Source organism: Streptomyces sp. DSM 110735, from assembly GCF_016482685.1.
Classification (GTDB): Bacteria; Actinomycetota; Actinomycetes; order Streptomycetales; family Streptomycetaceae; genus Streptomyces.
This window is the reverse complement of the sequence record NZ_JACYHF010000001.1, coordinates 12,875-39,271: the sequence shown is the minus strand read 5'-3', so window position 1 is coordinate 39,271 and position 26,397 is coordinate 12,875. Positions and strand designations below refer to the sequence as shown.

Annotated in this window: 22 protein-coding genes; 13 read left to right on the top strand and 9 right to left on the bottom strand. The window is 72.1% G+C overall.

Annotated features, from left to right (window positions below):
• The first annotated feature begins 82 nt into the window (after nt 1-82).
• Entirely contained in the window at nt 83-1,282 is a 1,200-nt protein-coding gene (locus IF655_RS00150; protein ID WP_199581329.1) for a MarP family serine protease, read from the top strand.
• 7 nt (nt 1,283-1,289) lie between these two features.
• Here IF655_RS00150 and IF655_RS30915 read toward each other — a convergent pair whose 3' ends face one another.
• The 6 genes from IF655_RS30915 to IF655_RS00125 all read right to left on the bottom strand — a co-directional run bounded on the left by IF655_RS30915 (nt 1,290) and on the right by IF655_RS00125 (nt 9,387).
• Entirely contained in the window at nt 1,290-1,469 is a 180-nt protein-coding gene (locus tag IF655_RS30915) for a hypothetical protein (RefSeq protein ID WP_078496036.1), read from the bottom strand.
• A 138-nt stretch (nt 1,470-1,607) separates the two neighbouring features.
• Nucleotides 1,608-2,543 (bottom strand): alpha/beta fold hydrolase, encoded by a 936-nt coding sequence (locus tag IF655_RS00145; protein ID WP_199581328.1) that lies wholly within the window; start codon nt 2,541-2,543, stop codon nt 1,608-1,610.
• On the bottom strand, nt 2,540-3,043 hold the full coding sequence (locus tag IF655_RS00140; RefSeq protein WP_199581327.1) for a phage holin family protein: 504 nt from the start codon (nt 3,041-3,043) through the stop codon (nt 2,540-2,542). The genes IF655_RS00145 and IF655_RS00140 overlap by 4 nt, the downstream gene beginning before the upstream one ends.
• A 62-nt stretch (nt 3,044-3,105) precedes the next feature.
• Complete coding sequence (gene nhaA, locus IF655_RS00135; protein WP_199581326.1) at nt 3,106-4,548, bottom strand: Na+/H+ antiporter NhaA; 1,443 nt, start codon at nt 4,546-4,548, stop codon at nt 3,106-3,108.
• Between the two features lie 232 nt (nt 4,549-4,780).
• Nucleotides 4,781-6,736, bottom strand: a complete 1,956-nt coding sequence (gene acs, locus IF655_RS00130) for an acetate--CoA ligase (RefSeq protein ID WP_199581325.1) — start codon at nt 6,734-6,736, stop codon at nt 4,781-4,783.
• A 125-nt stretch (nt 6,737-6,861) separates the two neighbouring features.
• The gene (locus IF655_RS00125; protein ID WP_199581324.1) at nt 6,862-9,387 is read right to left on the bottom strand and encodes a SulP family inorganic anion transporter; all 2,526 of its coding nucleotides are present in this window, start codon (nt 9,385-9,387) and stop codon (nt 6,862-6,864) included.
• A 374-nt stretch (nt 9,388-9,761) separates the two neighbouring features.
• Here IF655_RS00125 and IF655_RS00120 point away from each other — a divergent pair, with 374 nt between their 5' ends.
• A complete protein-coding gene (locus IF655_RS00120) occupies nt 9,762-11,027 on the top strand; it encodes a hypothetical protein (RefSeq protein ID WP_199581323.1) in 1,266 nt (421 codons plus the stop codon).
• 41 nt (nt 11,028-11,068) lie between these two features.
• On the opposite strand, the gene IF655_RS00115 is transcribed toward IF655_RS00120, so the two are convergent.
• Nucleotides 11,069-12,055, bottom strand: coding sequence for an ATP-binding protein (locus IF655_RS00115; protein WP_199581322.1), 987 nt, complete (start codon nt 12,053-12,055; stop codon nt 11,069-11,071).
• 138 nt (nt 12,056-12,193) lie between these two features.
• Here IF655_RS00115 and IF655_RS00110 point away from each other — a divergent pair, with 138 nt between their 5' ends.
• Nucleotides 12,194-13,018 carry a Fic family protein gene (locus IF655_RS00110; RefSeq protein WP_199581321.1) on the top strand — a complete coding sequence of 275 codons (825 nt, stop codon included), beginning with the start codon at nt 12,194-12,196 and terminating at the stop codon, nt 13,016-13,018.
• Between the two features lie 387 nt (nt 13,019-13,405).
• Here IF655_RS00110 and IF655_RS00105 read toward each other — a convergent pair whose 3' ends face one another.
• Nucleotides 13,406-14,239 carry an HAD family phosphatase gene (locus IF655_RS00105; RefSeq protein WP_199581320.1) on the bottom strand — a complete coding sequence of 278 codons (834 nt, stop codon included), beginning with the start codon at nt 14,237-14,239 and terminating at the stop codon, nt 13,406-13,408.
• 581 nt (nt 14,240-14,820) lie between these two features.
• On the opposite strand from IF655_RS00105, the gene ssd reads away from it, so the two are divergent.
• From ssd to IF655_RS00070, 7 genes are all read left to right on the top strand, one after another.
• Complete coding sequence (gene ssd / locus IF655_RS00100; RefSeq protein WP_199581319.1) at nt 14,821-15,927, top strand: septum site-determining protein Ssd; 1,107 nt, start codon at nt 14,821-14,823, stop codon at nt 15,925-15,927.
• Nucleotides 15,924-17,156, top strand: coding sequence for a TadA family conjugal transfer-associated ATPase (locus IF655_RS00095; protein ID WP_199581318.1), 1,233 nt, complete (start codon nt 15,924-15,926; stop codon nt 17,154-17,156). The genes ssd and IF655_RS00095 overlap by 4 nt, the downstream gene beginning before the upstream one ends.
• The gene (locus IF655_RS00090) at nt 17,149-18,024 is read left to right on the top strand and encodes a type II secretion system F family protein (RefSeq protein WP_199581317.1); all 876 of its coding nucleotides are present in this window, start codon (nt 17,149-17,151) and stop codon (nt 18,022-18,024) included. Before IF655_RS00095 ends, IF655_RS00090 begins: the two co-directional genes overlap by 8 nt.
• Nucleotides 18,021-18,845, top strand: a complete 825-nt coding sequence (locus tag IF655_RS00085) for a type II secretion system F family protein (protein WP_199581316.1) — start codon at nt 18,021-18,023, stop codon at nt 18,843-18,845. Before IF655_RS00090 ends, IF655_RS00085 begins: the two co-directional genes overlap by 4 nt.
• A gap of 78 nt (nt 18,846-18,923) precedes the next feature.
• Entirely contained in the window at nt 18,924-19,124 is a 201-nt protein-coding gene (locus tag IF655_RS00080; RefSeq protein ID WP_199581315.1) for a DUF4244 domain-containing protein, read from the top strand.
• A 40-nt stretch (nt 19,125-19,164) separates the two neighbouring features.
• The gene (locus tag IF655_RS00075) at nt 19,165-19,503 is read left to right on the top strand and encodes a TadE family type IV pilus minor pilin (RefSeq protein ID WP_199581831.1); all 339 of its coding nucleotides are present in this window, start codon (nt 19,165-19,167) and stop codon (nt 19,501-19,503) included.
• Nucleotides 19,500-19,934, top strand: coding sequence for an Rv3654c family TadE-like protein (locus IF655_RS00070; RefSeq protein ID WP_199581314.1), 435 nt, complete (start codon nt 19,500-19,502; stop codon nt 19,932-19,934). The genes IF655_RS00075 and IF655_RS00070 overlap by 4 nt, the downstream gene beginning before the upstream one ends.
• Here the strand turns inward: IF655_RS00070 and IF655_RS00065 are convergent.
• The gene (locus IF655_RS00065; protein WP_242488468.1) at nt 19,904-22,564 is read right to left on the bottom strand and encodes a DEAD/DEAH box helicase; all 2,661 of its coding nucleotides are present in this window, start codon (nt 22,562-22,564) and stop codon (nt 19,904-19,906) included. The genes IF655_RS00070 and IF655_RS00065 overlap by 31 nt on opposite strands.
• A gap of 82 nt (nt 22,565-22,646) precedes the next feature.
• On the opposite strand from IF655_RS00065, the gene bldG reads away from it, so the two are divergent.
• The 3 genes from bldG (at nt 22,647) to IF655_RS00050 (ending at nt 26,298) form a co-directional block, all read left to right on the top strand.
• Nucleotides 22,647-22,988 carry an anti-sigma factor antagonist BldG gene (gene bldG, locus IF655_RS00060; protein WP_018547960.1) on the top strand — a complete coding sequence of 114 codons (342 nt, stop codon included), beginning with the start codon at nt 22,647-22,649 and terminating at the stop codon, nt 22,986-22,988.
• A 152-nt stretch (nt 22,989-23,140) separates the two neighbouring features.
• Nucleotides 23,141-23,578: an ATP-binding protein gene (locus IF655_RS00055; RefSeq protein WP_199581313.1), complete on the top strand. Its 438-nt coding sequence runs from the start codon at nt 23,141-23,143 to the stop codon at nt 23,576-23,578.
• Between the two features lie 311 nt (nt 23,579-23,889).
• Nucleotides 23,890-26,298 (top strand): sodium-translocating pyrophosphatase, encoded by a 2,409-nt coding sequence (locus tag IF655_RS00050; RefSeq protein ID WP_199581312.1) that lies wholly within the window; start codon nt 23,890-23,892, stop codon nt 26,296-26,298.
• Nucleotides 26,299-26,397 lie beyond the last annotated feature (99 nt).

Genomic DNA, 26,397 nt, shown 5'->3' with positions numbered 1-26,397 from the left:
TCGGCGGACCTGCCGCCGCTCCCCGGGTCCCCGGCCGAGCCGCCGGGGCCGGAGCGAAAGTGATGGGGCGGGTCCAGAAGCGGTGAACGTGCTCGACATCCTCCTGCTGGCCGCGGCCGCCTGGTTCGCCGTCGTCGGCTACCGCCAGGGCTTCGTCGTCGGCATCCTGTCGGTGACCGGATTCCTCGGCGGCGGTCTCGTCACCGTCTACGCGCTGCCGGTGCTCTGGGACGCCCTGACCGGCGGTCGCAAGGTCGGCACCACGATCGCCGTGGTGGCCGTGGTCGTCGTCATCGTCGTGGCCTCCGTCGGCCAGGCGCTGACCACGCACCTCGGCGGCAGACTGCGCCGCCACATCACGTGGTCACCGGCGCGCGCCCTGGACGCCACCGGCGGCGCGCTCGTCAACGTCGCCGCGATGCTGCTGGTCGCCTGGCTGCTCGGCTCCGCGCTCGCGCAGACCACGCTGCCGACGGTCGGCCGCGAGGTGCGCGACTCCCGGGTGCTGGTCGGCATGGACCAGATGCTGCCGGGTCAGGCAGACATCTGGTTCAAGGACTTCACCTCCGTCCTCGCGCAGAACGGCTTCCCACAGGTCTTCAGCCCGTTCTCCAACGAGCCCATCAAGGAGGTCCAGCCGCCCGACCCGGCTCTCGCGCGCAGCGCGGTCGCCGTGCGGGCCCAGCGCTCCATCGTCAAGGTCACCGGCACCGCGCACAGTTGCGGCAAGGTCCTGGAGGGCACCGGCTTCGTCTTCGGCGACCGCCGCGTGATGACCAACGCGCACGTGGTGGGCGGCGTCGAGGAACCCACCGTCCAGATAGGCGGCGAGGGACGCAAGTACGACGCCAAGGTCGTGCTCTACGACTGGCGGCGCGACATCGCCGTCCTGGACGTGCCCGACCTGAACGCGCCCGCGCTGCGGTTCTCCGCCCAGGACGCCGACGGCGGCAACGGCGCGATCGTGGCCGGGTTCCCGGAGAACGGCTCGTACGACGTGCGCGCGGCGCGCGTGCGCGGGCGCATCACGGCCAACGGACCGGACATCTACCACCGGGGCACCGTCGCCCGCGATGTGTACTCGCTCTACGCCACCGTCCGCCAGGGCAACTCCGGCGGACCGCTGCTCACCCCCCAGGGGAAGGTGTACGGCGTGGTGTTCGCCAAGTCCCTGGACGACGCCGAGACCGGCTACGCCCTGACAGCCGACGAGATCCGCACCGACATCACCAAGGGACGCACCGCCGCCGAGCAGGTGGGCACGGACAACTGCGCCCTGTGAGGCGGTTTCAGCCGCGCGGATGACGCAGCCGTACCGAGACCCAGCGGGCCCGGCGGCGCAGAATGCGCGGAATCCCCACCCTCGGGTCCGCTTCCGCCAGTTGCGGTGTCCCTCGCCGCGCCGGACCAGGTCCGGCGAGAGAGCGGCGGTCGCGGGGTGCGTCACTGTAGTCGTGCGTCCAGCCCATACCCCGACGTGTGCCCCCGCCCCAAGGTCGATAACCGCTTCCGCGCCCACCGATCGGCCTATGCGTCAGGCATGTGGCCGTTCGGGGGACAAGTGTTCAGGAACGGTCGGGAAAGGGGCACTCCGTGCGCCCGTACGGTCACCGGTCCGGTTCGGGGTCCTTCAGCCAGTTGATCAGCTCGGTGGAGAACGCCACCGGGTCCTCCTCGTGCGGGAAGTGCCCCAGCCCGTCGAACAGCCGCCAGCGGTACGGCGCTTCCACGTACTCGCCCGAACCGGCGGCGCTGCGCGTGCGCATGACGGGGTCGAGGGAACCGTGCAGATGCAGCGTCGGCACCCGCACCGGCCGCTTCATCCGGCGGTTGAACTGGATGCCGTCGGGCCGCGCCAGCGAGCGCACCAGCCAGCGGTACGGCTCGACCGAGCAGTGCGCGGTGGACGGGATGCACATGGCCCGTCGGTACGTCTCCACGTCCGCGTCCTCCGGCAGGCGCGGACCGGACCAGTCCCGGATCAGCCGTCCCACCAGCGCCCCGTCGTCGGCGGTCAGCCGCCGCTCGGGGATCCACGGTCGCTGGAACCCCCAGATGTACGAACTGGCCGCCGTCTGGCGGGCGTCCCGCAGCATCGCCGCCCGCCAGCGCCTGGGGTGCGGCATCGACACCACGGCGAGCCGCCGCACCAGCTTGGGCCGCATCGCCGCGGCCGTCCACGCCAGATAGCCGCCCAGGTCGTGACCGACCAGGGCGGCGTCGGGCTCGCCCAGCGAACGGATCACACCGGTCACGTCCAGCGCGAGGTTCGCGGGGTCGTAACCGCGCGGGGTGCGGTCGCTGCCGCCGACACCGCGCAGGTCCATGGCGACGGCGCGGTAGCCCGCGGCGGCGAGCGCGGAGAGCTGATGGCGCCAGGTCCACCAGAACTGCGGGAAGCCGTGCAGCAGCATCACCAGGGGTCCGTCGCCCAGTTCGGCGATGTGGAAGCGGGCGCCATTGGCGGCGACGTCCCGGTGGGTGACCTGCTCCCCGGAGGGGATGCCGATGCGTACGGCCGGGGCGGCGGCGGGTTCCGTCATGAGGACGAGCGTGCCACAGCCTTGCGCGCCCGCTCCCCCGGAGGCAGCGCGCGCGGGTGCTGCGGGCCGGTTCCGCGCGGGTGCGGCTTGGCGTTCTGGAGCACGCCCGCCGACTCCTTCATCGAAGCGGCCACCTTCTGCGGGCCCTTGCTCTTCTTGGTCTTCTTGGCGAGCATCAGACCGGCGAGCGCCAGGAGCCCGGCGATCAGCACGTTGGCCGCGAAGGAGAGCAGGAAGCAGATCGCGAGATTCCAGTGGCTCCACGTCCGGATGCCGTACGCCAGCGCGAAGTTGAGCATCGGCAGGGAGAACAGCAGCAGCGCGCCCGCCACGGAGAACGAACCGCCGCTCATCGCACCGCGCTTGACGTCCTGCTTGAGCTGCGCCTTGGCCAGGGCGATCTCGTCGTGCACCAGCGCCGACAAATCGGTCGACGCCGAGGCGAACAACTGGCCGATGCTGTGTTCGGCGCCGACCGGGCTGCCGTCGGGTGCGCTCATCGCGTTCTCCCTCTGAAGTGGTGCCGTCTTGTGTACCGCTTGTTTTGTACCGTCTCGTCAGATCATGCCGGACGACTGTTCTCCTCGCCTGCCCCGCCGGGCACTTCCGCACGCGCGTCCCGCGCGGCGGCGCCCTTCTCGGCGGCCAGCCGACGGTGCTCGGCGGCCCGGCGCTCGTGGATCGCGGCCATGCGCAGGTGGTACGCCGGGTCGTCCTGCTCGTAGATGTCGGGGATGCCGTCCTCGTCCTCGTCGCGCTCCTCGTCCTCGCACAGCCCGCGGTACTTCGCATTGCGTACCTTCAGCAGCACGGTCGCACAGATGGCAGCGATCAGCGATCCGACGAGGACGGCCGCCTTGACCTCGGCGGTCAGCGCCGCGTCGTCCGCGAAGGCCAGCTCGCCGATCAGCAGCGAGACGGTGAAACCGATGCCCGCGAGCGTCGCGACCGCGAACACGTCGGCCCACGCCAGACCCTCGCCGAGCGTGGCCCGGGTGAACCGCACGGTGAGCCAGGTGCCGCCGAAGACGCCGACCGTCTTGCCCACGACCAGACCGAGCACCACGCCGAGCGTCTCCGGCCGGGTGAAGACCTGCGCGAGCGCGCCGCCGGAGACCGGCACCCCGGCGCTGAACAGCGCGAACAGCGGCACCGCCAGCCCCGCCGACAGCGGGCGCACCAGATGCTCGATCCGCTCCCCGGGCGAGCGCTCCTCGCCCTCCCGGGTCGTGCAGCGCAGCATCAGCCCCATGGCGACGCCCGCGATGGTGGCGTGCACCCCGCTGCGGTACATCAGCGCCCAGGTCACCAGCGCGAGCGGCACGTAGACGTACCAGCCGCGCACCCCCTTGCGCAGCAGCAGCCAGAAGACGGCGAGGGCGGCGACGGCTCCGCCGAGCGCGGCGAAGTCGATTCGGCTCGTGAAGAACACCGCGATGATCAGGATGGCGAAGAGGTCGTCGACGACGGCGAGCGTGAGCAGGAAGGCGCGCAGGGCGCTGGGCAGCGAGGTGCCGATGACCGCGAGCACGGCGAGCGCGAAGGCGATGTCGGTGGCCGTCGGCACCGCCCACCCGCCCAGTGAGCCGCCCCCGGTCAGACTGGTGAGGGTGTACACGAGCGCGGGTACGGCCATCCCGCACAGCGCCGCCGCCACGGGCAGCGCGGCCGCCCTGGGGTCGCGCAGGTCCCCGGCGACCAGTTCGCGCTTGAGTTCCGCCCCGGCGACGAAGAAGAACACCGCGAGCACGCCGTCGGCCGCCCAGTGCGCGACGGAGAGGTTCAGGCCGAGCGCCGCGGGACCGAGGTGGAAGTGGCTGACGGCTTCGTAGCTGTCGTGGAGCGCGGGGACGTTCGCCCAGACGAGGGCGGCTATCGCGGCGACCAGGACGAGGACTCCGCCCACGGTCTCGGTGCGCAGCGCGTTCGCCACGGCGGTCCGCTCGGGCAGCGACAGGCGTCCCAGGGCCCTACGGGTGGCGTTCGGGGTGCGGGGCGCGGTCATCGCGGAGCCTTCCGGTCGTGGGCAGCACAAAACGCTTGCCGACCAGACTTCCCGGCGCACCTTGGGCACGCAGCGCGTCCCGATTTTGCTTACTTTACCTAAGTTCGGGGGATGGCGCACCCCGGGTGAGGTGCCCGGCGCTCGCGAGCCGGGTGGGGCGCGCGCGGACCCGTACGCGCGAGGGGTGCCCGGCGCCTGTCGCGCACCGGGCACCCCTCGTCGGCCGTGTCGCTCAGTCGTCGCTGGGCTTGGACGGCATCCGGCTCTGGATGAGCGCCATGACCGTGGAGTCGGCCAGGGTCGTCACGTCGCCCAGCTCGCGGTCCTCCGCCAGCTCGCGCAGCAGACGGCGCATGATCTTGCCGGAGCGGGTCTTGGGCAGCTCCACGACCGGCTGGACGCGCTTCGGCTTGGCGATCGGGCCGAGCGTGGCGCCCACGTGGTCGCGCAGCTCCGCGACGAGCTTCTCGTCCTCGGTCACGTTCCCGCGCAGGATCACGAAGGCGACGATGGCCTGGCCCGTCGTCTCGTCCGCCGCGCCCACGACCGCCGCCTCGGCGACCGCCGGGTGCGAGACGAGCGCCGACTCGACCTCCGTGGTGGAGATGTTGTGCCCGGACACCAGCATCACGTCGTCCACCCGGCCGAGCAGCCAGATGTCGCCGTCGTCGTCCTTCTTGGCACCGTCGCCCGCGAAGTACTTGTCCGGGAAGCGCGCCCAGTAGGTGTCCAGGAACCGCTGGTCGTCGCCCCAGATGGTGCGCAGCATCGACGGCCACGGCTCGGTCAGGACCAGGTAGCCGCCGCCTCCGTTCGCCACCTCGTTGCCCTCGTCGTCCACGACCGTCGCGCTGATGCCGGGCAGCGGGCGCTGCGCGGAACCGGGCTTGGTCTCGGTGACGCCGGGCAGCGGCGAGATCATCATCGCGCCGGTCTCGGTCTGCCACCAGGTGTCCACGACCGGGGTGCGGTCGGCGCCGATGTTCTTCCGGTACCAGATCCACGCCTCGGGGTTGATCGGCTCGCCCACCGAACCGAGGACACGCAGCGAGGTCAGGTCGAACTGCGCGGGGATGTCGTCGCCCCACTTCATGAACGTCCGGATCGCCGTCGGGGCGGTGTAGAGGATCGAGACGCGGTACTTCTCCACGATCTCCCAGAACCGCCCCTGGTGCGGGGTGTCCGGGGTGCCCTCGTACATCACCTGGGTCGCGCCGTTGGCCAGCGGGCCGTACACGATGTACGAGTGCCCGGTGACCCAGCCGACGTCGGCCGTGCACCAGTAGACGTCCGTCTCCGGCTTGAGGTCGAAGACCGCCCAGTGGGTGTAGGCCGCCTGGGTGAGGTAGCCGCCCGAGGTGTGCAGGATGCCCTTCGGCTTACCCGTGGTGCCCGAGGTGTACAGGATGAAGAGCGGGTGCTCCGCCCCGAACGCCTCCGGGGTGTGCTCGGCCGACTGGCGTCCCACCAGGTCGTGCCACCAGACGTCCCGCTCGGCGTCGAAGGCCACGTCCTGTCCGGTACGGCGCACCACGAGCACGTGCTCGACCGTGCCGGCCTTGGCGACCGCCTCGTCCACGGCGGGCTTGAGCGCGGACGGCTTGCCGCGCCGGAAGCCGCCGTCGGAGGTGATGACGACCTTGGCGTCCGCGTCCTTGATGCGGGTGGCCAGCGCGTCCGCCGAGAAGCCGCCGAAGACGACCGAGTGCGCGGCGCCGATACGGGCCGTGGCCAGCATCGCGATCGCGGTCTCGGGGATCATCGGCATGTAGATCGCGACCCGGTCGCCCTTGCGGACCCCCAGCTCCAGCAGGGCGTTGGCCGCCTTGGAGACCTCGTCCTTCAGCTCCGCGTAGGTGAGCGAGCGGCTGTCGCCCGGCTCGCCCTCGAAGTGGATGGCGACCCGGTCGCCGTTCCCGGCCTCGACATGGCGGTCGACGCAGTTGTACGCGACGTTCAGCTCGCCGTCCTGGAACCACTTCGCGAACGGCGGGTTCGACCAGTCCAGCGTCTCGGTCGGTTCCTTGGCCCAGCTCAGTCGCCGGGCCTGCTCGGCCCAGAAGCCGAGCCGGTCAGCCTTGGCCTGTTCGTACGCCTCGGCCGTGACGTTGGCGTTCGCCGCCAGGTCAGCGGGCGGCGCGAAGCGGCGCTCCTCCTTCAGAAGGTTGGCCAGGCTCTCGTTGCTCACGACATCTCCCTTTCCCAGGGTGTCCGTTGTGTCCCGGGCCACACCTCATCAGACCAGGAGGCCGATGACAAGGGTGGACCGCAGAATTGGTTTAGACCTTTCTGCGGCGCACCCGGGACGCCCGCTCACGCGGGACCGCACACCTCTTCCACCTCTCTCATGTCCTCTCTGACGTCGTGGAACACCCCTTCCGCCGCCGGTCCGCCCAGCAGATACGCCCGCGCCTCACCCACGTGGAAATACATCCCGTGCAACTCCAGCGCACCGGCCGCCAGCGCCCGGGCCACCGACTCGTGCGCCCGCAGATGCGCGAGCTGCTGGACCACGTTGGTCAGACACAGCCGCTCCACCGCGTCGGCGGCCGGCCGCTCCGCCAGCCGCGGTGCCGTCCCGTCGCCCGCGGCCATCCGCTCCAGGCTCGGCAGCCCGTGCCGCAGCCAGCGTCTGAGCGGGGTGGGGGGCGGGGCGGGAGCCGGGGTCGGGGTCGCGCCGGGCTCCGCCGTGAGCAGCGCCTGCATCGCGCCGCACCCCGAGTGCCCGCACACCGTGATCGAGCGGACCCCGAGCACGTCCACCGCGTACTCGATGGCGGCGGCCACCGAGTCGTCGCCGTGCTCCTCGCCCGGCGGCGGGACCAGGTTTCCCACGTTGCGCACCACGAAGAGGTCGCCGGGACCGCTCGCGGTGATCATCGAGGTGACCAGCCGGGAGTCGGCACAGGTGAGGAAGAGCTGCGAGGGCCGCTGCCCCTCCCGCGCCAGCCGCGCCAGCTCGTCCCGCACCAGCGGGGCGGTGTTCCGCTGGAACGAGCTGATGCCACGGGCGAGTTCGTGGGGGTAGGTGTCGGGGGCGAAGGTCTCGGAGGCGCGGGTTTCGGGGGCGCGGGTCTCGGTGGTGGCGCCGGGTGCGTCGGCGGGGGTGAGGTCCGCGCGTCCGGGCTCCGGGCTGCCAGCCGTCCTGGGAGAGCCCGCTCCCCGCGTGCCGCTTCCCCGCGCGTCTGTTCTTCGCGAGCTCGTCCCTCGTGGACCCGTGTTCTCCGCCGCACCGCCGGACGGCAGCGCGCACTGGTGGTTGCGCCACGGTGTCCAGGGGCGGCAGCGGCAGGTGGTGGACGGCGTCTCGACGCGGTGGAACGTGCCGTGTCTGCCGGTCAGTTCGGCGGAGCCGCCGCGCGCGGTGTGGGAGGTCCGCCAGTCCTGGAGTGCCTCGTACGCAGCGTGGTCCATGAAGGAGCCGTCCAGCTCCACGACCGCGTGGGCGCCCTGGGGCACACGGTGCAGGGTTCTGCTGAGCCGGGGCACCGCGAGGAAGGTCAACTGACCCCGTACGTGCACATGGTGGACCCCGTCCTTCTCCTCGTGCGTGATGCGGGTGTGGGTGAGGCGGCGCAGGGCGAGGAAGACGGCGACCGCGATGCCGAGGAGCACGCCCTGCAGGACGCCGAGGACGACGACGCCGAGTGTGGTGGCGGCGTACACCGGGACCTCGCGGTGGCGGTTCACCGTGCGGATGTGGTGCAGGGACACCATCTGGATGCCGACGGCCATCACCAGGGCGGCGAGCGCGGCGAGCGGGATGTGCTCCAGGAGCGGGACCATCAGCAGCGTGGCGATCACCACGAGGATGCCGTGCAGCATCGTGGAGTTCCGGCTCACCGCGCCCGCGTTCACGTTCGCCGTGCTGCGGACGGCCACTCCGGCGACGGGCAGCCCGCCGAGGGCGCCGGAGACGATGTTGGCCGCGCCCTGACCGAGGAGTTCGCGGTCGAGGTCGGAGCGGCCGAGCCGGGCCTGGGGTCCGGTGCGGGCGGCGGCCATCTTGTCCACGGCGACCGCGCCGAGCAGTGACTGCACGCTGCACACCAGGGTCGTGGTGAGCACGGCGGCCACGACGCCGAGCGCCGGTCCCTCGGGGAGCCCGGCCAGCGCGTGACTGCTCCAGGAGGGCAGATCGACGCGGGGCAGGCTGAGCCCGGTGAGCAGGGCGGCCACCGTGGCGCCGGTGACCGCGACGAGGGGGGCCGGGACCTTACGCAGCAGGCGCCCCGGTTCGCCGGGCAGGCGGGGCCAGGCGAGGAGCAGCGTCAGGGTGAGCGCGCTCACCGAGACGGCCGCCGGGTCCAGATGGGCCAACTGGTGCGGCAGCGCGCGCAGGTTGGTCAGCACCGAGCTGTCCGGGTTGCCGCCGAGCACGATGTGCAGTTGGGCGACGGCGATGGTGACGCCGATGCCCGCGAGCATGCCGTGGACGACCGCCGGGCTGACGGCGAGCGCGCCGCGCGCCACCCGCAGGCAGCCCAGACCGAGTTGGGCGAGTCCGGCGAGGACGGTGATGCCGCAGGTCGCCCGCCAGCCGTACCGGTGGATCAGGTCGGCGGTGACCACGGTCAGTCCGGCGGCGGGACCGCTCACCTGGAGCGGGCAGCCGCCGATCCGTCCGGCGACGATCCCGCCGACGGCGGCGGCGACCAGACCGGCCTGCAGGGGCGCGCCGGTGGCGAGCGCGATGCCGAGCGAGAGCGGCAGGGCGATGAGGAAGACGGCGACGGAGGCGGACAGATCGGCACCCGCGACGGTGAAACGGCGGCGCCGGGGCGGTGGGTCGGTGGGTGGGGAATGGGAGTGGACTCGAGTGGGGGCGGTGGCTGACATGGTTCCCGTCTCCTCCGGGGCTACGCGGTCGCGGACTTGCGGTGGCTCGCCCCTCTTCCGCCGTGTGACGGCGGGAAATGGGGCGGATGTTCGGTCGCGGCCGTGGGTCACGGCGTGCAGCGGCGGGATGAATCAAATTTCGGTAAATGAATCGTAATGGCGGGTAAATGTCCCGCATGGCCTTTCGAGGCAAATGGCGCATATCTCCACTCGCCCGAGTGAAGAGGGTATTTCGTCGGCTTGTCTTACTAATTCCTTCTCGGCCCCGTGCGACCTTGGCGGCGCCGTCGGGGCGAACCCGGCGCATCCGCACAAAAGCCGTCGTCAGCTCGCCCGAGAGAAGCGCCTGAGAGAAGGAAGAAGGTGGGCGGAACATGGCCGCCACCCAGAGGATCGCCGTCTGTGCCATGGTCGCCGCGGCCGGTGCCGCGTCCCTCGCCGGCTGCGCCGCCGGCTCCCACCCCGTGAAGGAGGGTGCGCCCGGCCCGGAGAAGGGAGTCGCCGCTCCCAAGAGCGTGGTCCGTCTGATCGGTGACGGGTCCACCGCCTACACCGGGTCGCAGCCGCACCTGCCCAGGCCCGAGAAGCTGAAGCCCGGTCAGAAGCCCCCGCAGTTCGTGGTGTTCTCCTGGGACGGCGCCGGCGAGGACAGCCAGAAGCTCTTCTCGCACTTCCGCAAGGTCGCCAAGGACAACCACGCCAACATGACGTTCTTCCTCAGCGGCGTCTACATGCTGCCGGAGGCCAAGCGTGACCTCTACAAGCCGCCGCAGCACTCCCCGGGCCGCTCCGACATCGGCTTCAACGACGACCAGGGCATCGCCGACACCGCCAAGCAGGCGCGCCTCGCCTGGCTGGAGGGCAACGAGATCGGCACCCACTTCAACGGCCACTTCTGCGGACCCGACGGCGGGGTCGGCCAGTGGTCGGTGGACGAGTGGAAGAGTGAGATCAGCCAGGCCAAGCAGTTCGTGAAGACCTGGAAGACCAACTCCGGTCTGAAGAACGCCTCCCCGCTCCCCTTCGACTACGACAAGGAACTCATCGGCGCCCGCACCCCCTGCCTGGAGGGGCAGAAGAACTTCGTCAAGGCGGCGAGCCAGATGGGCTTCCGCTACGACTCCAGCGGCGTCAACAACCAGCTCTGGCCCAAGAAGAAGGAGGGGCTGTGGGACCTGTCCATGCAGTTGGTCCCCTTCCCCGGCCACACCTTCGAGCAGTTGACCATGGACTACAACTTCATGGTCAACCAGTCCGGCACCCAGACCCAGGGCGACCCCGACAAGTTCGGTCTGTGGGGCGACGAGATGCGTGACGGCCTGCTCAAGGGCTTCGACCGCGCCTACAACGGCAACCGCGCGCCCCTGATCATCGGCAACCACTTCGAATCCTGGAACGGCGGCACCTACATGCGCGCCATCGAGGACGTGGTCAAGACGGTGTGCGGCAAGCCCGACGTGCGCTGCGTCTCCTTCCACGAACTGGCCGACTGGCTGGACGCGCAGGACCCGCAGACCCTCACCAAGCTGCGCACCCTGGAGGTCGGGGAGACGCCCAAGCAGGGCTGGGCGTCCTTCCTCTCCGGTCGCCCGGCACCGGCGCCGAAGGGCGTGCCCGGGGCGCCGGCGGCCAAGCAGTAGCCGTCCACGCCGGGCGGTCGGGCGCCGCCCGGCCGCAGGCGTCAGGCGGGGGTGGCGACACCCTCGCCCAGCACGAAGCCGGGGTCGATCTGCGCCGCCAGGTCGGCCCCGGTGCGCTCGTTGCCCCACGACTCGGCGTTCTTCAGGTGGAAGTGCGCCATCTGGCGGGTGTAGCGCTCCCAGTCGCGCAGCGCGTACGTCGCGTCGGCGGCGTTCCTCAGCCGGTGCAGCGCGGCGGCGTTGGTCTCCTCCAGGAGCCCGAAGCGCGGCGGGCGCCCCTTCTCCATGGCGCGCACCCAGTCCGAGTGCCCGACCGTCACCAGCAGGTCGTCCCCGACCTCCTTGCGCAGGAAGTCGACGTCGTCCTGCGCCTGGACCTTGTTCCCGACGACCTTCAGCGTGACGTCGAAGTCGCGGGCGTACTCCTTGTACTGGCGATAGACGGAGACCCCCTTCCGCGTCGGCTCGGCGACGAGGAACGTCATGTCGAACCGGGTGAACATGCCGGAGGCGAAGGAGTCCGAACCGGCGGTCATGTCGACCACCACGTACTCGTCGGGACCGTCGACGAGGTGGTTGAGGAACAGCTCCACCGCTCCGGTCTTGGAGTGGTAGCAGGCGACCCCCAGGTCGGCGTCGGTGAAGGGGCCGGTGACCATCAAACGGACGGCGCCGCCGTCGAGTTCCACCGGGCGCGCACAGGCGTCGTAGATCGCGTTGGGCTCCCGCACCCGGACCAGGCGCGAGCCCTCGCCGGGCGGGGTCGTCTTGATCATCGTCTCGGCGGAGGCGATGCGTGGGTTGCCGCCGCGCAGATGGTCCTTGATGAGCCGCAGCCGGTCGCCCATGGCGGGCAGCGCCGCCGCCTCCGCCTCGTCGAGACCGAGGGCGGGGCCGAGATGCTGGTTGATGTCGGCGTCGATCGCGACCACCGGGGCTCCGGCGGCCGCCAGATGGCGGATGAAGAGGGAGGAGAGCGTGGTCTTGCCGCTGCCGCCCTTCCCGACGAAAGCAATTTTCATGTTCACGAACGGTAGTCGCTTCATCGCTGTGCGTGTCAGGAAGTCCGGGGAAGTCCACTCCTTCGGGGAACGGCCGCCCGCCTGCCATCGGGCTTCCCCAGGGGTGCGGGTCCGGGTGGGAGGCGGACGCGTAGGGTCGTACGCATGAGTACGACTGGTGCGACCGCCGACCCGCTCGCCGCCCTGGGATCGCTGCCCGGTGTGGCCGACTCCGTGGAGTCCGTGCGCAAGGCCGTGGACCGGGTCTACGGGCACCGGATCATGCGGCGCCGCAGCAACGCGGTCACCTCCGAGGCGGCGCTGCGCGGGGCGCGTGGTTCGGCCGCGCTCTCCGGCGCCGACTGGGCGCTGGAGGAGGTGCGGCGGCGTACGGACTTCAGTACCGACCCCGAGGCGCGCGTCATGGGCGCGGCTCTGCGGCTGACCGCCGAGGCGGGTCAGCTCCTGTCCATCTGGCGGCAGTCGCCCCTGCGGGTGCTGGCGCGGCTGCATCTGGTGGCGGCCGCGAGCGACGGCGACGAGGTGGGACGGCCGCGCCGCGCCGGTGAGAAGGCGGACGAGCCGCTGATCGAGCTGCCGCTGCCGGACGCCCCCGAGGTCTCGGGGCGGCTCGACGGACTCGCGGAGCTGATCATCGCGGGCAGTGCGGCGCCCGCGCTGGTGACGGCCGCCGTGGTGCACGGCGAGCTGCTCGCGCTGCGCCCCTTCACCTCGCACAACGGGCTCGTCGCGCGCGCGGCCGAGCGCATCGTGCTGATCGGCAGCGGTCTGGACCCGAAGGCGGTCTGCCCCTCCGAGGTCGGCCACGCCGAACTGGGCCGCGCGGCCTACCTGGGCGCGCTGGACGGATACGTCTCGGGCACTCCGGCCGGCATGGCGGCGTGGATCGCGCACTGCGGCCGCGCGGTGGAACTCGGCGCCCGTGAGTCGACGGCGGTGTGCGAGGCGCTTCAGCGCGGCGCCGCCTGAGCGGACCCGGACACCCGGGCGCGCCCGGACAAGGGTTGCGGCGGTACGAATCCCTCTCGTACCGCCGCTGGCATGTTCACCCGGGTTACCAAGCGTCCTCGTGTGTTGCTCATCAGGTCGGGGTGCTTTGCCCGGCCCTGGTGCAGCAGGCCCGTAATCGACGGTCCGACGTCGCGTGGGTGCCCAGTGTTCATGCGAGGTCCGTGGGGCCAAGTGCGTAGTAACAGGGAATCCTCGCGGATGTCCTTTGGTCTCGCGGGCCGTTGACTCCTTTGTACTGCAAATGTGGAGAAATCGGAACCCCTGGCCGCACTTCTTTGCTTATGGGCCCATCCCGGATTTCAGGTTTGATTCCCGGATGACCCGGTGCGGACCGGGGAGAAACGGTCAGGCGGTCGTCGCGCGGCGGCGGTTGGCGTACCAGACGAGTCCGGCGGTGGCCGCCGCGGCGCCCACGGCCGCCATCGCGACGAGCGCGGGACGCGGCGGCACCGAGAGCGCGGGCAGCCGCTGCTTGAGCCGGACCGGCTTGCGGAACTCCAGGACCGGCCAGCCGCGCGCGACCGCCTCGCGGCGCAGCGCGCGGTCGGGGTTCACGGCGTGCGGGTGGCCCACCGCCTGGAGCATCGGCAGGTCGGTCACCGAGTCGCTGTAGGCGTGGCTGCGGTCGAGGTCGTAGCCCTCGGACGCGGCCAGCTCCCGGACGGCCTCGGCCTTGGTGGGGCCGTAGGCGTAGTACTCCACCTCGCCGGTGTAGCAGCCGTCCTCGCCGACGACCAGGCGGGTGGCCACCACGCGGTCGGCGCCGAGCAGTTCGCCGATCGGCTCCACCACCTCGGCGCCCGAGGTGGACACGATCACCACGTCCCGCCCGGCGGCGTGATGGCGCTCGATGAGCGAGGCGGCCTCGTCGTAGATGATCGGGTCGATCAGATCGTGGAGGGTCTCGGCGACGATCTCCCTGACCTGCCGCACGTTCCAGCCGCGGCACAGCGTGGACAGATACTCGCGCATCCGCTCCATCTGGTCGTGGTCCATACCTCCGGCGAGGAAGACGAACTGGGCATACGCGGTACGCAACGCGGCCCTGCGGTTGATCAGTCCGCCTTGGTAGAAGGACTTGCTGAAGGTGAGTGTGCTCGACTTCGCAATGACCGTCTTGTCCAGGTCGAAGAAGGCCGCTGCGCGGGGCAAGGAGTGGTTTTCCACGTCCCTGAGCATAGGCGCCCACCATTCGGCGTAAGGTGTGGCGCGTGGGTTTGCCTGAGAAGGCTCTCGGGTACACCATGGAAGTCACGGATCGTTCGCGACCGTGCTAACCCGGTCCGGCTCCTCCCCCCCCGAGTCGGACCGTGGGGACGACCCCCGCTCTCCCCCCCGGCGGGGGTCGTCGCATGTCCAAATGGGGTTTCTGCTTCTTGGTCCGGTGTGGAACCGGCGGCGGCCGACGGCTGGCCGCCGTTTCGTCATGCCCATGATTGATTACATACGGTAATCGTCAGGGTGCTCTGTGGAAGTCGTACACGAACCGTGTCCGCATCACTGGTTTGGGTGACGGAGATATTCACAGGCTCTTCGGCATCCACAGTTTTCGACCAAGATCCACATCATTTCCGGGTTCGCCGCATCGTGATTCCACCGCGCTCCGGATCGGGCCGCCCGATGGCCTGATCGCAATGCCGGACGCGTTTGGCCGGTTCCTGTCGGCCGTTCATATGGAGACCTTTACCGGTTCTCCACAAGTCGGGGAATCGCGGGGCCCGAGGGGGCCGCGCGCACCATGCAGCGAAAGGGAATCCGCCATGACGAATGCCGTCGCCCACGATCCGCCACCCGCCGCCGGAAACCGCGCCGGGCGCCCGCTCATCGTCACCGAGGACGCCCTGCTCCTGGACGATCTGCTGCGCCTGTGCGCGGCGGCAGGCGCCACCCCCGAGGTCCACCACGGCGTCCCCGATCACGGCGGCGGCTGGTCGGCCGCGCCGCTCGTGCTCGTCGGGGACGACGCCGCCCGCCGCGTGCGCGGAGCCGCGCGCCGCAGAGGAGTGGTGCTGGTGGGCCGCGACCAGGACGACCCCGACGTGTGGAAACGCGCCGTCGAGATCGGCGCCGACCACGTCCTGATGCTGCCCGACGGCGAACAGTGGCTCGTCGACCGCATCGCCGACGTGGCCGAAGGCGTCGGCCGTCCCGCCCTCACCGTCGGCGTCATCGGCGGCCGGGGCGGCGCCGGGGCCTCCACCCTCGCCTGCGCCCTCGCCGTCACCTCCGCCCGCCAGGGCGTACGCACCCTTCTGGTGGACGCCGATCCGCTGGGCGGCGGACTCGACGTGCTCCTCGGCGGCGAGACCGCCGAGGGGCTGCGCTGGCCCGCCTTCGCCGCCTCCCGCGGCCGGGTCGGCGGCGGCGCCCTGGAGGAGTCCCTGCCCGAACTGCACGCCCTGCGCGTGCTGAGCTGGGACCGGGGCGACTGCGTGGCCGTCCCGCCCCAGGCGGTCCGCGCGGTGCTCGCCGCCGCCCGGCGACGCGGCGGCACGGTCGTCGTCGACCTCCCGCGCCGCCTGGACGACGGGGTCGCGGAAGTCCTCGCCCAGCTCGACCTGGCCCTGCTCGTCGTCCCGGCCGAACTGCGCGCCATGGCCGCCGCGGGCCGGGTCGCCTCCGCCGTCGGCATGGTCGTGCGCGACCTGCGCGTGGCGGTGCGCGGGCCGTGCGCGCCCGGACTCGACGACCGCGAGGTGGCCAGGCTGCTCGACCTCCCGCTGGCCGGCACCGTCCCCCTCGAACCCGCCCTGACACGGCCGCGCGCCACCGCCAAGCCGCCCGGCGCCAGCGGACGCGGTCCGCTCGCACGCTTCTGCACCGCCTTCTGGGAGCAGGCCCTCGCCGAGACGGGAGGCGTCCGATGACTCTCCCCGGACTCGACCGGGCCGACGGCGCGGCACTGCTGGACGGCGTCCGGCGCCGCCTGGCCGAGAGCGGCGCCGAACCCACCCCGGCCCGGGTCGCCCAGGCCCTGCGCGAACAGGGCCGGGTCCTGGGTGACGCCGAGGTCCTCGGCGCCGCCGAGCACCTGCGCTCCGAACTCGTCGGCTCCGGCCCGCTGGAACCGCTGCTCGCGGACCCCGCCGTCACCGACGTCCTGGTGACCGCCCCGGACCGGGTGTGGGTGGACCGGGGCGGCGGACTGGAGCTGACCCGGGTGACCTTCCCGGACCCCGCCGCCGTACGACGCCTCGCGCAGCGGCTCGCCGCCGTCGCCGGACGCCGCCTGGACGACGCGCGGCCCTGGGCGGACGCCCGGCTGCCCGACGGCACCCGGCTGCACGCCGTGCTGCCCCCGGTGGCCGTCGGCTGCACCTGCCTCTCGCTGCGCGTGGTGCGCCCTCGCGCCTTCACCCTCGCCGAGCTGGCCCGTGCGGGGACCCTGCCGCCCAGCGGCGACCGGCTGCTGCGCGCGCTGCTGAATGCCCGGCTTTCATTCATGATCAGTGGCGGCACCGGCACCGGTAAGACGACTCTCCTGAGCGCGCTGCTCGGTCTGGTCGGACCCCGTGAGCGGATCGTGCTCGCGGAGGACTCGGCCGAGCTGAGACCCGACCATCCGCACGTCGTACGGCTGGAGACCCGGCCTGCGAACCAGGAGGGCGCCGGTCTGGTCACGCTGGAGGACCTGGTCCGGCAGGCGCTGCGGATGCGGCCCGACCGGCTGGTCGTCGGGGAGGTGCGCGGTCCCGAGGTGGTGCATCTGCTGGCCGCGCTCAACACGGGACACGAGGGCGGCTGCGGCACCGTGCATGCCAACGCGGCGGGCGACGTACCGGCTCGCCTTGAGGCGCTGGGTACGGCGGCCGGGCTCGACCGGGCCGCGCTCCACAGCCAGTTGGCGGCAGCCCTATCGGTGGTGCTCCACCTCGTGCGCGACCGGACCGGACGGCGCCGGATCGCCGAGGTGCACGTCCTGGAGCGGGACGACTCCGGTCTGGTGCGGACGGTGCCCGCGCTGCGATGGGGCGAGCGGGCGTTCGTCGCCGAGCGGGGGTGGGGGCGGCTGCGGGAGCTGTTGGGCGGCGGGCGTTTTCAGGGACTCGAGGACCGTGCGAGCGGTCGCGGTGAGGGGAGTGGTGGCGATGGGTGAGGTCGGGACGGGCGAGCTGGGCACGGGAGCGGTGCTGGTGTGCCTCGGGGGTGCCGGGTGGCTGTACTGCACACGGCAACAGGGCGTGCGGCGGGCGCGGTTGCTGCTGGCAGGAGGCGGGACCGTGGCGACCGGACCGCCTTCCGGGGAGCGGGTGATGGCCGAACTGCGGCGGCTGACCGGCAGGTTGGGTGTCGAGTGGTGGTCGCTCGCGGGCGGGCTGCTGCTGGGGCTCCTGGGCGCCTCGGTGATTCCGGTGGTCGCGGGTGCCGCCGGGGTGCCGCTGCTGCGCCGGTTGCGGATCGCCCGGCAGGGGCGGCAGGCGGAGGAGCGCCGGGCGGAAGCGGTGATCGCCCTGTGCGGGGCGCTGGCGGGCGAGGTGCGCGCCGGACGGCAGCCCGGCGAGGCTCTGCTGCGGGCCGAACGGGACTGCGGCGGTCTGGGCGAGGCGCAGGCGGCCGTGGTCGCCGCCGCCCGCTTCGGCGGCGACGTGCCGGGCGCGCTCGCCCTCGCCGCCCGGCGGCCCGGCGCCGAGGGGCTGCTGGGGCTCGCCGCGTGCTGGCGGGTCGCCGTGGACCAGGGCGCGGGACTCGCCGACGGTCTTGACCGGCTGGACGGCGCACTGCGCGCCGAACGCGACCAACGCGCCGACCTCCGCGCCCAGTTGTCCGGCGCCCGCGCCACCGCCCTGCTGCTGGCCGCGCTCCCCGTTCTCGGGCTGCTGCTCGGCGCCGCCATGGGTGCCCACCCGCTACGGGTGCTGCTGCACACCGGTGCCGGACTCGGCTGCCTGGCGGCCGGGGCGGCGTTCGAGGCGGCCGGGGTCTGGTGGTCCCACCGGATCGTGCGGGGAGCTGAGGCGGCATGAACGGCGACTCTGTCCACAGGCTGGGGGTGACCGTGCTCGCGGTGGCTGCCCTGCTGTGGGTGGCGTGGTGGGTGGATTCGGCTCGGCGGGGGCGGAGGGAGAGACAGCGGGCGGCGGGGCTGGTGGTGGGGGTCCGTGGATCGGTGGTGGCAGGTCAGGCGGCTGCACAGGTATCGGCGCGCAGGTCTCCCGTCACTGACCTGACGCAAGCCGTACGCCCATGGGTACCCCTCGCCGGAGCGGTCTGCGGGGCGTGGGTTCTGGTCGGCGGGATCGCGGGCTTCCTCGTGGGGCTCGGGGTCGCGGCGGGGCTGTGGCGGTGGTGCCGTGAGAACGGCGCCCGGAAAGCCGCCGAGGTGGTCGACACGGCGGCTGCCACCCGCCAACTCCCCCTCGCGGCAGAGCTGCTGGCTGCCTGTGTCGTGGCCGGGGCGGAGCCCGTGGTCGCCGCGCAGGCGGTCGGGGACGCGCTCGGTGGACCGGTCGGGAACGCGTTGGCGCGGGGTGCGGCCGAGGTGCGCCTCGGTGGTGAACCGGCGGGCGCCTGGCGCCGGTTGACCGCCCTGCCCGGCGCGGGCCCGCTCGCCCGGCTGCTGGAGCGGGCGTCCGAGTCGGGTCTGCCCGCGGCTGCCCCGGCGGCCCGGATCGCCTCCGACGCCCGGGCGGAGTCGGCTCGCGCCGCGACGACCAGAGCCCGTCGCGCGGCCGTGCTGATCTCCGCGCCCGTGGGGCTGTGCTTCCTGCCCGCCTTCATCGCCATCGGCGTGCTGCCCGTGGTGATCGGGCTGGCGGGCGGGGTGCTGGGAGGGGGTGGTCGCTGAGGGGCGGAGGTGAGTGATTCCGGGCGCAGACAGAAACGCAAGTAGGACCGAACAGACTTCGTATGAAGGGAACTTGAGATGCGACAGAAGGCCGGACTGGTGTGGCGGCGGCTGCGGGAGCGGTGCCGCAAGGACGCCGGAATGGTGACCTCCGAGTACGCCATGGGGATCATCGCGGCGGTCGGGTTCGCGCTGCTCCTCTACGAGGTCGTCACCAGCGGGCAGGTCAAGGCGGAGCTGCAGGGCATCGTGAAACGGGCGCTCAGTGCGCACACATGAGCCGCGCGGGGACCGGGGGTTCGTGACCGCCGAGGCGGCCATGGCGCTGTCCGTGCTGGTGGCGTTCGTCATGGCGCTGGTCTGGGGGCTGCTCGTGGTCGCCGCCCAGATCCGGTGCGTGGACGCCGCCCGCGCGGGCGCCCGGGCCGCCGCCCGGCAGGACCCGCCGGACGCGGTGCTGCGGGTGGCCCGCGAGACGGCACCGGACGGCGCCGAGGTGAGCGTCGCCCGCGAGGGTGGCCGGGTCCGGGTGACGGTGGTGGCGAGACCGCCGGTGCTGAGCGGGCTGCCGTTCGACGTACGGGAGGAGGCGGTGGCCGATGCGGAGGAGGCTGTCGGCGCCGGGGAGGCTCCGGCCGGGGAAGGGAGGGGGCGATGAAGTGCCGGGACGGTACGGCTCGTTCGGGTCGGGGCGACCGTGGCTCCGCGACCGTCTGGAGCCTCGGGGCCGTCGCGGTGCTGTGCGTGGTGTTCGGCGCGGTGCTCGCCCTCGGGCACGCCGTCGTCGTACGGCACCGGGCGGCCGGCGCGGCGGACCTCGCGGCGCTCGCGGCGGCGGACCACTGGGCCGAGGGCGCGGAAGCCGCGTGCGCCCGGGCCGAGCGGCTGGCCACGGCACAGGGCGCGCGGCTCGTGCGGTGCGTGATCTCCGGGGAGATCTCGGACGTGAGCGCGGGTGCGGGACGGGGACCGTTCTCGGCGGAGGTGAGATCCAGAGCGGGTCCGGCGGTGGCGTCCGCGGAGCCGGGGGCGGACCCCGAGGCGCCCGCGCCGCCCGCTCACTCGCCGACGCGCTCCCCGTCCGGCTGAGGGCTGGCCTGATCGGCTACCTCCGCCTTCGCCGTGCTGGCCACCTCGGCCCCGTTCGCCTCGGCTGCCTCTGCCTCGACCGGCTCCGCTTCGGCATCGCTCGTCCCGGCCATCGTCTCGGCGCCCTCCCTCTCGGCGCCGACCCCCTCGCCCCTCTCCGCCCCCGCGTCCTCCGATTCCGCCTCCGCCGCCCCCCGAAGCAGCACCCCCAGCAGTCGCACCGCTCCTCGCTTGTGCAGAGGATCGTTGCCGTTGCCGCACTTGGGGGACTGGATGCAGGACGGGCAGCCCGCGTCGCATTCGCAGGAGGCGATGGCTTCGCGGGTGGCGGTGAGCCAGGAGCGGGCGGTGTGGAAGGCGCGTTCGGCGAAGCCCGCCCCGCCGGGGTGGCCGTCGTAGACGAAGACGGTGGGCAGCAGGGTGTCGGGGTGGAGCGGGACGGAGACGCCGCCGATGTCCCAGCGGTCGCAGGTGGCGAAGAGGGGGAGCATGCCGATCGAGGCGTGTTCGGCGGCGTGCAGCGAGCCGCCGAGGATCTCCGGGCTGATCCCGGCCTGGTCGAGCTGGTCCTCGGTGACCGTCCACCACACCGCGCGGGTGCGCAGCGTACGCGGAGGGAGGTCCAGTTTCGTCTCGCCGAGCACCTCACCGGTGATCAGGCGTCGGCGCAGGAAGGAGACCACTTGGTTGGTGACCTCGACGGAGCCGTAGCACAGGCGCCCGGCGCCCCACGGGATCTCGGTGTCCGTCTCCAGGACGGAGATCGAGGTGGTGTCACGGGCGACGGTGGAGTAGGGCGGGTCGGCCCGTTCCACCAGGGCGACGGAGTGCTTCAGGTCGAGGGAGCGCACCAGATAGGTGCGGCCCTGGTGGAGGTGGACGGCGCCCTCGTGGACGGTGGAGTGCGCGGAACTCGCGTCCACCGTGCCGAGCAGATGCCCGGTGCCCTCCTCGACGACCTGCACCGGGGGTCCGCCCTCGCCGCGGATGTCGGTCAGGTCGGCGGCGCGCTCGCGGCGGGTCCAGTGCCAGGCGCGGGTGCGGCGGCGCAGCAGCTTCGCGGCCTCCAGTTGGGGCAGCAGCTCGGCGGTCGCGGGGCCGAAGAGGTCGAGGTCGGGCTCGGTGAGCGGGATCTCGGCGGCGGCGGCGCACAGGTGCGGGGCGAGGACGTAGGGGTTGTCGGGGTCCAGGACCGTGGACTCCACCGGACGGTCGAACAGCGCCTCGGGGTGGTGGACGAGGTAGGTGTCCAGCGGGTCGTCGCGGGCGACCAGCACCGCAAGGGCGCCCTGTCCGGCCCGTCCCGCGCGGCCCGCCTGCTGCCACAGGGAGGCGCGGGTGCCGGGGTAGCCCGCGATGACCACCGCGTCCAGCCCCGAGACGTCCACGCCGAGTTCCAGGGCGGTGGTGGCGGCGAGACCGAGGAGCTCGCCGGAGTGCAGGGCGCGCTCCAGGGCGCGGCGTTCCTCGGGGAGGTAGCCGCCCCGGTAGGCGCGGACGCGTCCGGCCAGTGAGCGGTCGACCTCGGCCAGCCGTTCCTGGGCGATCACCGAGATCAGCTCGGCGCCGCGCCGGGAGCGGACGAAGGCGACCGAGCGGACGCCCTGGACGGCGAGGTCGGTCAGCAGGTCGGCCGTCTCGGCGGTGGCGGTGCGCCGCACGGGGGCGCCCTTCTCGCCGTGCAGCTCGGTGAGCGGGGGTTCCCAGAGGGCGAAGACGAGTTCGCCGCGCGGGGAGGCGTCGTCGGCGACCTCGACCACCGGCAGCCCGGTCAGCCGCCCGGCGGACACGGCGGGCTCGGCGGAGGTGGCGGAGGCGAGCAGGAAGACGGGGGAGGAGCCGTAGCGGGCGCACAGGCGGCGCAGGCGGCGCAGCACCTGGGCGACGTGCGAGCCGAAGACGCCCCGGTAGGTGTGGCACTCGTCGATGACGACGTACTTGAGCGACTTCAGGAAGGAGGACCAGCGGGGGTGGGCGGGGAGGATGCCCCGGTGGAGCATGTCGGGGTTGGTGAGCACGTAGTTCGCGTGCTGGCGGACCCACTCGCGTTCCTCGAAGGGGGTGTCGCCGTCGTAGACGGCCGCGCGCACCGCCGTGCCGAGCGGGCGGGCGAGTTCGCGCACCGCACGGCACTGGTCGGCGGCCAGGGCCTTGGTGGGGGAGAGGTACAGGGCGGTCGCGCCCCGGCCGTTCGGCGCCTCGGAGCCGTCCAGGAGCGCGGAGAGCACCGGGACGAGATAGGCCAGGGACTTGCCGGAGGCGGTGCCGGTGGCGACGACCACCGAGTCGCCGTCCAGCGCGTGCTCGGCGGCGCGTGCCTGGTGGGCCCACGGATGCTCGATCCCGCACGCCTGGACCGCCGCGACGACCTCGGGGCGAATCCGGTCCGGCCAGACGGCATGGCGGCCCGCACGCGGGGGCAAGTGCTCCGTATGAGTGATGCGCGCGGACCTGCTCGGGCCGGAGGCGAGCCTGCCCAGGACCGCCCCCGGGGACGGGTGGGACGCCGGGTCCGGCTGGGATCGGTCGGGTCGGTGATTCTTGGCCATCGGCACCGAGTGTGTCACCGGCTTGACGGACAATGGAGCCAAGGCGTCGTGCACACCTGCCGGTAAGTGATTGAATGCCATCGCGGCTGGCGTTGCGTCCCGGGGGCCGCAGGCCGAGATGTCCCGAGGGACGACCGCTCGATAGCAAGGTGCTGGAGGTTCCGTGGACCTGTCCCTGTCGACCCGTACCGTCGGCGATCGCACGGTCGTCGAGGTCGGTGGCGAAATCGATGTGTATACCGCGCCCAAGCTGCGCGAGCAGTTGGTCGAGCTGGTGAACGACGGGAATTTCCACCTCGTCGTCGACATGGAGGGCGTGGACTTCCTCGACTCCACCGGTCTCGGCGTACTGGTCGGTGGCCTGAAGCGGGTGCGTGCCCACGAGGGCTCGCTGCGCCTGGTGTGCAACCAGGAGCGCATCCTGAAGATCTTCCGCATCACCGGTCTCACCAAGGTGTTCCCGATTCACACCTCGGTCGAGGAAGCGGTGGAGGCCACCGACTGATTCCGGACCGTTCGCCGAGTCCGGGCCCCGTGGCCCGGACCTGGACGGTCCTGTCCCGTGCCGTGTGCCGGGGCACAGAAGTACGACGTGGGGTGCGGGCTTTCGGCTGCCCCGCCCCCGTATCGCACGCCCGTTAGTCGCGAGGGGGATGCATGGCCACCGTCGAACTCCGCTTCAGCGCGCTGCCCGAGCACGTCCGTACCGCCCGTCTGGTGGCGGCAGCGGTGGCGCGCCGGGCCGGAGTGGACGAGGCCGTGCTGGACGAGGTCCGGCTCGCCGTGGGCGAGGCGTGCTCCCGCGCCGTCGGGCTGCATCAGAGCGGGGGCATCACCGCGCCGGTGAAGGTCGCGCTGATCGAGGAGGAGAAGCTGTTCTCCATCGAGGTCGGCGACGAAGCCCCGCACGCGGTCGCCGCCGAGCGGGTGGCGGGCGGTCCCGCGTCCGACGCGGACGTGGAGGCCGAGGAGGACGAGATGGGCCTCGCGGTCATCAGTGGTCTCGTGGACGACGTCAAGGTCACCACCGGTCCGGACGGCGGTCTGATCCGCATGTCCTGGCCGACGGTCCCCCCGGTCACCCAGCTCCTCTGACCCCACCCCCTCCGCCGCACCCGCACCACCACCCAGGGCCCTGCCGAGCAGGGCCCTTCGTGCTGCCCGCGCCCCGCTCGCGCCACCTCCGCGCGCCGCCCCGGAATTCGTGAAGGAATTCACGAGTAATTCTGATCAAGAAACCCCCTTCGCCGAACGCGCCCGGAAATGCCTCAGCGCTATTACGCCGTTCGGGTTCTCGGTCCTTGTTCCGGTCCCGATCATTTGCTAAAGACCTTGTGCCGGGCAATTCTGTTTACCGTGCCCTGTGCTGATCATTACGAGCTCAGCCCAAGCCTCAAGGAGGACGAATGGCGGGGCTTTCCCTCCCTCAGCCGGAACACTCCATACCCCTCGCGGCAGCGGTCCTGACCGACGACAACCGGATCATGGTCGCGGTGATCGCGGCCGTCGCCGTGGCCGCGCTCGTGGTCGCGGGCATCCTGGTGCGCCAGGTGCTGGCCGCCGACGAGGGCACCGACTCGATGAAACAGATCGCGGAGGCGGTCCAGGAAGGCGCCAAGGCGTATCTCGCACGGCAGTTGCGCACACTCGCCGTATTCGCCGTGGTCGTCTTCTTCCTGCTCCTGCTGCTGCCCGCCGACGACTGGAATCAGCGGGCCGGACGATCCGTGTTCTTCCTGATCGGCGCGGTGTTCTCCGCGGCCACCGGATATATCGGCATGTGGCTCGCCGTACGCAGCAATGTGCGCGTCGCCGCGGCAGCCCGGCGGGCCACTCCCGCGCGGGGTGAACCGGAAAAGGATCTCACCGTCGTATCGCACACGGCGATGAAGATCGCATTTCGCACGGGCGGTGTCGTCGGCATGTTCACCGTCGGTCTCGGTCTGCTCGGCGCCTCCTGCGTGGTGCTGGTCTACGCGGCCGACGCGCCCAAGGTGCTGGAGGGCTTCGGCCTCGGCGCCGCGCTCATCGCGATGTTCATGCGCGTGGGCGGCGGCATCTTCACCAAAGCCGCCGACGTGGGCGCCGACCTGGTCGGCAAGGTCGAGCAGGGCATCCCGGAGGACGACCCGCGCAACGCCGCGACCATCGCGGACAACGTGGGCGACAACGTCGGCGACTGCGCGGGCATGGCCGCCGACCTCTTCGAGTCCTACGCCGTCACCCTGGTCGCCGCGCTGATCCTCGGCAAGACCGCCTTCGGGGACGCCGGTCTCGCCTTCCCGCTGCTGGTGCCCGCCATCGGCGTGGTCACCGCCATGATCGGCATCTTCGCGGTCGCCCCGCGCCGCGCCGACCGCAGCGGCATGAGCGCGATCAACCGGGGTTTCTTCATCTCGGCGGTGATCTCCCTGGCGCTCGTCGCCGCCGCCGTCTTCACCTACCTCCCCTCCCGCTACGCGGACCTGAAGGGCGTCACCGACGTCGCGATCCGCGCCAAGGACGGCGACCCGCGCATCCTCGCGGTGGTCGCGGTGGCCATCGGCATCCTGCTCGCCGCCGTCATCCAGCAGCTCACCGGCTACTTCACCGAGACCACGCGCCGCCCGGTGCGCGACATCGGCAAGACCTCGCTCACCGGTCCGGCCACCGTCGTGCTCTCCGGCATCTCCATCGGTCTGGAATCGGCGGTGTACACCGCGCTGCTGATCGCGCTGAGCGTGTACGGCGCGTTCCTGCTCGGCGGTACGTCGATCATGCTCGCGCTGTTCGCGGTCGCGCTGGCCGGTACCGGGCTGCTCACCACGGTCGGTGTGATCGTCGCCATGGACACCTTCGGTCCGGTCTCCGACAACGCGCAGGGCATCGCCGAGATGTCCGGCGACGTCGAGGGCGCGGGCGCCCAGGTGCTCACCGACCTCGACGCGGTCGGCAACACCACCAAGGCGATCACCAAGGGCATCGCGATCGCCACCGCCGTCCTCGCGGCATCGGCGCTCTTCGGGTCGTACCGGGACGCGATCACCACCAACGTGCGGGACGTGGGGGAGAGGCTGAGCGGACCCGGCTCGCCGCTCACGCTGTCCATGGACATCTCCCAGCCCAACAACCTCGTCGGTCTGATCGCGGGCGCGGCGGTCGTCTTCCTCTTCTCCGGACTCGCCATCAGCGCCGTGTCCCGGTCCGCCGGTTCGGTGGTCTACGAGGTGCGGCGGCAGTTCCGCGAGAAGCCCGGGATCATGAACTTCACGCAGAAACCGGAGTACGGCCGCGTCGTCGACATCTGTACCAAGGACGCGCTGCGGGAGCTGGCCACGCCGGGACTGCTCGCCGTCATGGCGCCGATCTTCATCGGGTTCACCCTCGGCGTCGGCGCGCTCGGCGCCTATCTCGCGGGCGCCATCGGCGCGGGCACCCTCATGGCGGTGTTCCTCGCCAACTCCGGCGGCGCCTGGGACAACGCCAAGAAGCTCGTGGAGGACGGTCATCACGGCGGCAAGGGCAGCGAGGCGCACGCGGCCACGGTGATCGGCGACACGGTGGGCGACCCCTTCAAGGACACGGCGGGTCCGGCCATCAACCCCCTGCTGAAGGTCATGAACCTGGTCTCGCTGCTCATCGCGCCCGCGGTGATCAAGTTCTCCTACGGCGCGGACAAGAGCCCGGCCGTACGGGTCGTGGTCGCGGTGCTCGCGCTCGCGGTGATCGTCGTCGCGGTGTACGTGTCCAAGCGGCGCGGCATCGCGGTGGGCGACGGGGACGACGAGGACGAGGGCGAGATATCCAACTCGACACCTCCGGCGGTCGTTTCGTAGGCGGCGCGGGAACAGCCCGGTCAACGGGCGGGCGGGCGGTACGCGCTGACGTACCGCCCGCCCGTCGTGTCGGGGGACGGCGCGCTCCCCGGTCCTGCG